Raw genomic sequence first — 1,169 nt, forward strand, 5'->3', positions numbered from 1 at the left:
ACGCCGGCGCCGACGGTGCGGCCGCCTTCGCGGATGGCGAAGCGCAGCTTCTCCTCCATCGCGATCGGCACGATCAGGTGCACTTCCATGGCGATGTTGTCGCCCGGCATCACCATCTCCGTGCCCTCGGGCAGATGCACCACGCCCGTCACGTCCGTCGTGCGGAAGTAGAACTGCGGGCGGTAGTTCGTGAAGAACGGCGTGTGGCGGCCGCCCTCCTCCTTCGTCAGGATGTAGGCCTCGGCCTTGAACTTCGTGTGCGGCTTCACCGAGCCCGGCTTGCACAGCACCTGGCCGCGCTCCACGTCCTCGCGCTTCGTGCCGCGCAGCAGCGCGCCGATGTTGTCGCCAGCCTGGCCCTGGTCCAGCAGCTTGCGGAACATCTCGACGCCCGTCACCGTCGTCTTGACCGTGTCCTTCAGGCCGACGATCTCGATTTCCTCGCCGACCTTCACGATGCCGCGCTCGACGCGACCCGTCACCACCGTGCCGCGACCCGAGATCGAGAACACGTCCTCGACCGGCATCAGGAAGGGCTGGTCGATCGGACGCTCCGGCTGCGGGATGTACTCGTCCACCGTCTTCATCAGCGCGATCACCGCGTCATGGCCGATCTCCGGCGTCACGCCGTCAAGCGCAGCCTTCGCCGAACCCTTGGTGATCGGGATGTCGTCGCCCGGGAAATCGTACTTCGACAGAAGCTCGCGGATCTCCATCTCGACCAGCTCGAGCAGCTCGGCGTCGTCGACGAGATCGACCTTGTTCATGAACACCACCAGCGCCGGAACGCCGACCTGGCGCGCCAGCAGGATGTGCTCGCGCGTCTGCGGCATCGGGCCGTCCGCCGCCGACACAACCAGGATCGCGCCGTCCATCTGCGCCGCGCCGGTGATCATGTTCTTCACATAGTCGGCGTGACCGGGGCAGTCGACGTGGGCATAGTGACGGTTCGGCGTCTCGTACTCGACGTGAGCCGTCGAGATCGTGATGCCGCGCGCCTTCTCCTCCGGAGCCTTGTCGATCTGGTCATAGGCCGTGAACGACGCGCCGCCCGACTCCGCAAGCACCTTCGTGATCGCAGCCGTCAAAGACGTCTTGCCATGGTCGACGTGACCAATCGTTCCAATGTTGCAGTGCGGCTTCGTGCGAGCGAATTTCTCTTTGGCCAT

The 1,169-nt window shown here is 65.3% G+C and carries 1 protein-coding gene; it reads right to left on the minus strand.

Annotated features, from left to right (window positions below):
- Positions 1–1,169: elongation factor Tu (gene tuf, locus ACFPN9_RS26435; protein WP_068308260.1), on the minus strand; the 1,169-nt coding region annotated here is incomplete at its 3' end.

Origin of the sequence: Allobosea massiliensis, assembly GCF_042655245.1 — a bacterium.
GTDB lineage: Bacteria > Pseudomonadota > Alphaproteobacteria > Rhizobiales > Beijerinckiaceae > Allobosea > Allobosea massiliensis.